Origin of the sequence: Methanospirillum sp., assembly GCF_028679455.1 — an archaeon.
In the GTDB taxonomy this organism is placed as follows: domain Archaea; phylum Halobacteriota; class Methanomicrobia; order Methanomicrobiales; family Methanospirillaceae; genus Methanospirillum.
This window is the reverse complement of the sequence record NZ_JAJRBM010000260.1, coordinates 1-7,247: the sequence shown is the minus strand read 5'-3', so window position 1 is coordinate 7,247 and position 7,247 is coordinate 1. Positions and strand designations below refer to the sequence as shown.

8 protein-coding genes and 1 pseudogene are annotated in these 7,247 nt (G+C 46.5%); 6 read left to right on the top strand and 3 right to left on the bottom strand.

Going from position 1 to position 7,247, the window contains the following annotated elements:
• The 3 genes and pseudogenes from LUQ50_RS08695 to LUQ50_RS08685 all read right to left on the bottom strand — a co-directional run.
• Window positions 1–189 (bottom strand): annotated as a pseudogene (locus LUQ50_RS08695) (hypothetical protein); the annotation flags it as partial.
• Window positions 190–397: 208 nt separating this feature from the next.
• Window positions 398–715: a hypothetical protein gene (locus tag LUQ50_RS08690; protein ID WP_300039248.1), complete on the bottom strand. Its 318-nt coding sequence runs from the start codon at window positions 713–715 to the stop codon at window positions 398–400.
• Between the two features lie 9 nt (window positions 716–724).
• Window positions 725–976, bottom strand: a complete 252-nt coding sequence (locus LUQ50_RS08685) for a DUF4405 domain-containing protein (RefSeq protein WP_300039245.1) — start codon at window positions 974–976, stop codon at window positions 725–727.
• Between the two features lie 811 nt (window positions 977–1,787).
• Here LUQ50_RS08685 and yidD point away from each other — a divergent pair.
• The 6 genes from yidD (at window position 1,788) to LUQ50_RS08660 (ending at window position 6,871) form a co-directional block, all read left to right on the top strand.
• Window positions 1,788–2,027 (top strand): membrane protein insertion efficiency factor YidD, encoded by a 240-nt coding sequence (yidD, locus tag LUQ50_RS15960; RefSeq protein ID WP_367278980.1) that lies wholly within the window; start codon window positions 1,788–1,790, stop codon window positions 2,025–2,027.
• A 358-nt stretch (window positions 2,028–2,385) separates the two neighbouring features.
• Window positions 2,386–2,817, top strand: coding sequence for a DUF134 domain-containing protein (locus LUQ50_RS08680; RefSeq protein WP_300039241.1), 432 nt, complete (start codon window positions 2,386–2,388; stop codon window positions 2,815–2,817).
• Between the two features lie 230 nt (window positions 2,818–3,047).
• The gene (locus tag LUQ50_RS08675) at window positions 3,048–3,527 is read left to right on the top strand and encodes a DUF2124 family protein (RefSeq protein WP_300039238.1); all 480 of its coding nucleotides are present in this window, start codon (window positions 3,048–3,050) and stop codon (window positions 3,525–3,527) included.
• Between the two features lie 11 nt (window positions 3,528–3,538).
• A complete protein-coding gene (gene atwA, locus LUQ50_RS08670; protein WP_300039235.1) occupies window positions 3,539–5,143 on the top strand; it encodes a methyl coenzyme M reductase system, component A2 in 1,605 nt (534 codons plus the stop codon).
• Entirely contained in the window at window positions 5,140–6,072 is a 933-nt protein-coding gene (locus LUQ50_RS08665) for an MBL fold metallo-hydrolase (protein WP_300039231.1), read from the top strand. The genes atwA and LUQ50_RS08665 overlap by 4 nt, the downstream gene beginning before the upstream one ends.
• A 43-nt stretch (window positions 6,073–6,115) precedes the next feature.
• Window positions 6,116–6,871 carry a 4Fe-4S binding protein gene (locus tag LUQ50_RS08660; RefSeq protein WP_300039228.1) on the top strand — a complete coding sequence of 252 codons (756 nt, stop codon included), beginning with the start codon at window positions 6,116–6,118 and terminating at the stop codon, window positions 6,869–6,871.
• The last annotated feature ends 376 nt before the right edge of the window (window positions 6,872–7,247 follow it).

Below are 7,247 nucleotides of genomic sequence, written 5' to 3'. Positions count from 1 at the left end.
CTGAAAGTAGGGTTTTTCAGATACCAGTTTTCGTCCCCGAAACAGGCTTTCAATCATCCCGGCAATACCGGTGAACGTAGTCCCGGTTCCGAGTGGTTTGCCGGAAAGGAGGATTGCAAGGTAGACGACAATACCGATCCCGGCTCCGGCAAGATAAGGTGACCAGTGGACTGCAGCAAGAGGATCCATGATACTCCCGAGTGATACTCTGAAGGGATAACAGTTGAATCTTTTGATGGGGTAATCATTCAGAAGAGTTCTTCTCTTGTGGTATCAATGGGGTCGAGAATTTTGTTCCTGCATGTCATTCTGGATGGTGTGCAGGTATCAGAAAAAAAGGATTTTGTTTTGTCTGAGTATCTTTGATGTGTTAGTAGCGATATCACTGCACTTTCGTTTATTCATCAGGTTCTTCGCCGAGATCACAGAAGTTATCCTCGTCCACATCGCTGTAAAGTGGGCATCCCGGGCAACTGCAATGAAATCCTTTCGGGCAGGTTCCGGCCTGAGCATCTGCATCAGCCTGAGTAGCCTCATCGATGAGGGTGGTAGTTCCTGATGCATCGGTGATTTCTTTCTTCTCTTCACTCTGGCTCACCAGCAGCGGATCCTGACATCCGTCTTTACTTGATGACGGCTGTGCGATCACGTACCCGGTAACAAAACTCAGAAGACAACATATCTGAATGATTAATACGATGTAATTTCTGTTCATAGATAACTCCTATTGTATCAGTCCTCTGACCATGTGCTTCATCATGGCCCTGAACTGGTACAGATGAGCCATAATCAGAGCCATCATTACCATTCCTGACCAGTCATGGATTGTAGTCATCAGTGCAAGGGGTACCTGCTGATAGGTCAGTCCCAATGCGGGGATCAGTCCCGGCCACTTGATTATTCCGGTGATGATACATACGATCGTTGAGATGAGGAGGAGAAGGGTCGTAATCTGGGTGATTGTTCTTCTCTTCATGGTTCATTCCTTAATTCAGGTATCCAGGAGAACGGGTGTTGTCCACCCGAATCCCTGATACCGAAAATCTGGCTCCAGGGATCGTTCTCTTTTGATTTCACATCATTATCGCCGTTTCTTCGGCGCATACTATAGGGTTAGCAGATATGGTTATAAATATCCAGAATCGCTCTGGTTCTTCCCTTGGACTGGTTGGTTCTTCCTTTGAACCGGTTGGTTACAGGGGGTTCAGTCAGGCTCACCCTGAATATACTGATGAGTGAGAAATTACCTGATAGTGAGGAAAGGAACCAACAACCAGAGTCTGGTCTGACAGACGGAGAAAAGATTATGGTAATGGTGATTACTATTGCATGAACGAATGTCAAAGCCACGTGTTCGAGAAATTTAACGCCCTTGTATTGATTCTCTCATTGCATATCATCGACTTTCCAAGTGCATCTCATTGCCACCTTATTTTTAAAATTTGATTCCATTTCACGTGATCTTTTAAAACACAAAAAGAAGGCTATTTCTATAGAAAAAAGCCTACACAGTACTATGATTGTAAAGGAATATCGGCGCACATGTAATCAATGCGGGACCGTTTGGCACTCATTAGCAAAGAGAGAATCGAGCTTAAAATGGTACGCATGTAGTGAAGGTACCTCAGCATGTCTCGACCCAGCGAATGTTTTTACTTGTGGAATGTGTGGTGGACCGGCACAGAGACACCATAATTCAAATATTCGTAATGAGGCATTAGAAATTGACCGATTAAAAACATGCCCTCATTGTGGTTCTAAAAATTATACCGAAGAAACCGTTGAATATGAAAAATAATCCCCTCGTTGTTTTATCGATTTTTGGGATCCGAACTATTTGGCATGGTAGATTTGGTAGAACCTATAATCAGAAAAAACATGTATTATGCCGGTTTCATCCGTCATGTTCAAATTATGCAATAATGGCTCTTGAGAAATATGGTTTTATTCGTGGATGGGCTATGGCAATAAACAGAATTCGGAGATGCAATCCGTATAATCTTGAATCCTGTATCGACTATCCATAATTTCTGACTTAATTCATAATTGATGATTGCAACTGAAAATGGGATACGAAAAAAACGGGATGGAAGATCCCAGGTTTGATGAGGTTGAACTACTGGTTGCACTCGTTAAAACAAAACTTCGATGATCCAGCATCCCGGAGTTCCTAATCTCTTGTTCGTATGAGTACCTCCTGGTACTTCCTGTTACTGTTGATCTGATGGTACGCTTATCCGGGTTAATCAACGGATATACGGTTCCGAAAAGACATGTCTGTACTTGTCGGAGTAATTTCAGGAGACAACCTGAATGGTAAGCTGGCCTTATGTTCCCTCAGGAATCATGGGAACTAAAAATATCTGGGAGCGATAATATCTGATCATGGTGGTTGATCCAGCTGATGAAGACACAAATTCCCCACGGCGGGGGAGACCACGGGGGAGGAGGGGGCCCATCGGCTGTGGCCCGCTCCGATGTTATGGCCCTCAGTGTGAAATCTGGGATGATATCCAACGAGTTGTGCTTCGTCCTGATGAGATTGAGATATTGAGACTGGTAGACCTTGAAGGTCTGGAACAGGAAGCAGCAGCACAGACCCTGGGGATTTCCCGAAAAACGCTCTGGAAAGATCTTCATGAAGCCAGAAAGAAGGTCACCGATGCGCTCGTTCATGGCAAAATGATCGAAGTCACCGGCTGTTCACGCCGGAATAGCGGAGTATGTCCCCGCAGAGATGAATCGTATTGTCCCAAACAGGACGGTGGATTATGTCCGAGAGGATGCTCTATTCCGCATAATCCAGAGGCCACCTAATATAGTACCTTGTATGGCTACCGGGTAATGAGCTATAAATGATCGGTTATCAGATTACCCGGTTTCGTATGCTCTGCAGACAATGGCAACCCTGTTGCCATTTTTAGATCTCGATTACATACGACCCGTACGGGTAGAAATATATAAACATTATTTTGATCTAACTGTACCTACTCTTCCAGCGGTATTGCTGGGCACGCTACCTCAATGTACATGTGGGAGATACGTCGATGATACATACCTCATATCAGGGAATTCCTGGAATGCTTCGACCGTTTAAAGAATATCTTGAACAAAAGGCACTCCCATCAGGAGCTGAAGTAGTTTTCTGTGGGGTTCCGGGAACCTGCACCCCCTTTGTTGAACTGCTCTGTTATGCTGCCAGGTCCCTTTCATGTACCTTTATCTTTGTTCCCTTCCTGGATGAGACGAAATCCCGGAAGATGGTGTTTACCGATGGGATAGGATATCAACCGGGGGAACTGTGCCCGGTCACGAATCCCTCGGTTATCATCATGATGGGCGGGTTAGCCATGCCTGGGATGACTGTAACTCTGGACCAAGTAGAGGCATTATTCAACGCACACCCGGATTGTGCAAAGGTTGGCATCTGCTTTATGAATATGTTTGAGAAAGCAGGATGGCTTGAGCGATTCTCCTTTGATATTCTGATTAACGCGATTATCACGGTCGACGTACTAACTATCTGAACTCCATCACTATGACCAGACTGATAACCATCGAAAACCTTACGCTTGAGTTTGACGGCATCCCGGCCCTGAAAAATGTCTCTTTCACCCTGGATGAAGGTGAGATACTGGGTGTCATCGGCAGAAGTGGTGCCGGAAAGACGATCCTGATTCATCTCCTCCGTGGCGTTGATCAGCCTCCGACAAATGGGAAGATCATCTACCATATCGCAGGCTGTCCGTCCTGCGACTATGTCACCGTTCAGAGCCATGCGGAGCAGGTCTGTCCGAAGTGCGGCGGGGTTATGAAAGCCCTTGATGTAGACTTCTGGAATCCTGATCAGGAACTCTTAAAACGGAGAATACTTGCCAGAAATGCAATCATGTTCCAGCGAACCTTTGCCTTGTATGGCAATGACCGTGTCATCGATAATGTGCTTCATGCTCTTGATGATACCGGGTATCCATCTGGAAAAGCGATAACTCGTGCTGCTGACCTTATTGATCAGGTTCATCTCTCCCATCGGATGATGCATATCGCCCGTGATCTCTCGGGCGGAGAGAAACAGCGGGTTGTACTTGCCAGACAGCTGGCAAAAGATCCCTTCTGTCTCTTTGCTGATGAGCCAACCGGAACCCTGGACCCGAAGACCGCATTCCTCGTCCATAAGATGCTCAAAGAAGCGGCTGCAAAGTCTGAAATGGCGATGGTGGTGACGTCTCACTTTACCCAGATTCTCGATGAGGTTGCCACCAAAGCGATCCTCCTTGAACAAGGTGAGATCAGGGCATCTGGATCACCACACGAGGTGATGGCGACCTTCATGGAAGGGTATCACGATGACGTAGAATTTTGTGCGGTTACCTGTGGCAAGCCGATTGTGCAGGCCCGTGACCTGATCAAACAATATGTCTCACTTGACCGTGGATTGATCCGGGCAGTCAATAACATCAGTTTCGAGGTCAATCATCAGGAGATCATCGGGATTGTAGGCACCTCTGGTGCAGGAAAGACAACGCTCTCAAAGATGATCGCCGGTATCCTCGAACCTACGAGTGGCGAACTCAACATTCGCGTAGGGGATGAATGGGTTGACATGACCAAACTGGGTTTTGATCACCGGGGAAGGGCAAAGCAGTACATCGGGCTGCTTCATCAGGAGTATGATCTCTTTCCGCATCGGAGTATCCTCGATAATCTCACCGATGCCATCGGGCTTGAGTTTCCCAAAGAACTGGCGATGCAGAAAGCGATAATAACGCTGAAGATGGCAGGATTTACTGCAGAAAAGAGTAAAGAGGTTCTGAACCGTCTTCCCGGAACCCTGAGTGAGGGAGAACGTCACCGGGTTGCTCTGGCACAGGTTCTGATCCGGGAACCGACCATGGTGGTCCTGGACGAACCTACCGGGACGATGGATCCAATCACCAAGATCGATGTGAAGCATTCGATCCTGCATGCCCGTGAGGAGATGGAAGATACCTTCATCGTGGTCTCCCATGATATGGAATTTGTCCGCGATATCTGTGACCGGTGTGCCCTCATGCGATTTGGGAAGATCATTATGATCGGCCCGACAGCAGAAGTTCTTGCCGAAGTGACCGAAGAAGAACGGCGGATAATGGCAAACGAATGAAGGTGCATGAGGTTGACCGGGCCCGGATAACAGTCCTTGTTGATAACTACACCGATCTCCTCAGATCTGATACCACGCCTGTTGTGAAACGACCACCTCTTCCAAATGGTGAGGTTTTACTGGCCGAACACGGTCTTTCACTTCATATTATGGCATGGTCCGGTGACGAGTCAATATCAGTTCTGATGGATGCTGGTGCCTCCAAGGTCTCCCTTTTGTATAACGCTGCCCGTCTTGGGATATCCCTGCATGATATCGCCGCTCTGGTGATCAGTCATGGCCATGATGATCATGTAGGTTCTCTGGTAGAAGTCCTCAAGTATGCTGCCCGACCTGTTCCGGTGTATGTGCATCCCGGATCTTTTTCGAAGAGACAAAAACGGTTCTCCGATAAGCCATTTATTGAGATTTCCCCTCCGGATATGATTGCATGCAAGAATGCAGGAGCAGAACTTCTCTTTACGCCAAGTCCTACCATGTTTTGGCAGGATCGGATCCTGATAACCGGAGAGATTGCACGCACTACCGAATTTGAACAGAGTAATCCGATCTATTATGTGGAAGAATCTGACTCCTGGGTTCCTGATATCTTTCATGATGATCAGGCGGTTATCCTGAATCTGAAAGGAAAAGGACTGGTGATAATTACCGGTTGTGCTCATGCCGGGGTCATCAACACGATCGAGTATGCCCGCACGATCACCGGGGTAGATCAGGTTTATGCAGTTATCGGAGGATTTCATCTGTCAGGTGCGTACTTCAACGGAATTATTAATCAAACAGTTGCTGCAATGCATGAGATTCAACCCCGGTATGTCATTCCACTTCATTGCACAGGCTGGGAAGCAATAACCCGGTTTATTGAAGAGATGCCGGATCAGGTGATTCTGAATACGGTTGGGAGTGTGTACCATTTTGGGGAATTCTGAATATGCCTGTTTTATTGATGTGTATGCCGATATGTAACACGGTATGGCTACAGACAAATCATTGAAATCGGTATCCCGGCAGAATATTCGAAAAATACTTCTCATAATTTCATTTCTGCTCATTCCGGTAACGATATTCTATGTTTCCCCCATCGTTATCATGATGGGAGCAGCAGAAGGTATTGCATCAGGCAGTATGTTGCTCTTTATCCTGCTTTTCATCCTCTCCCTTTTCGTAGGCCGCTTATGGTGCGGATGGCTTTGTCCGATGGGTGCATGGCAGGAGATATGTTCTCCACTCATGAAACATACCGTTATCGGCGGCTGGCGTGACTGGATCAAATACGGAGTTACTGTACTCTGGCTGGGGGTCATTGGATTATCCATGTTTTCTGCAGGAGGAATTCATGCAGTTGATCCGTTCTACGGTACGGTAGGAGGGATCTCGATCTCCTCGTTAGAGGTCCTGATGATGGTTGCATTAATCTTTTTTATCATCTTTATAGTGGCATTCTTCACAGGCAGGCGAGGATTTTGTCATGTTCTCTGCCCGATAGCCGGGATTATAGTTGCAGGCCGTTTAATTCGTAATCTGGCAGGATGGCCCGCTCTCCAGCTGAATGCAGCTGCAAACCAGTGTATTGATTGTAACAAGTGTAAGAACGAATGTCCGATGGGTCTTGATGTGCACCGGATGGTACGGGCGGGAAACATGGAAGATCCGGACTGCATTCTGTGTGCAAACTGTTCAGATACGTGCCCGAAAGGGGTAATCAGGTATTCTGTCGCCAGGAAATAACATTGCTATGTGAGGGATGTCCGGCCTACAAATTTTCATCATTTCAGAGAAGAGTAGTGTTTCAAACCGAAGAGGATTTCAAGGGTACGGTAAGAGGATGAATCAGTGTGTATGATGAAACAAGCATCCAATTATGTGAAACTGGAGCATAATAGTTCGCCCGATTGCATCATCTCTTATCAATTCCTGGATCGGATCTCCTTGAAACGACCTCTGTCCGGTACATCTATGTTGGTTGTATTCCTTGAAAATACTTTGGCTGAATTAAAAGTTTTTTTAATATATTGTAGCTAACTAAATCATCGCCTCAAATCAGTGTGGTGCGATGATTCAGAGTACCGGTGAAAAAGAAAGAAACCCTGGGTCAACTCCTTAT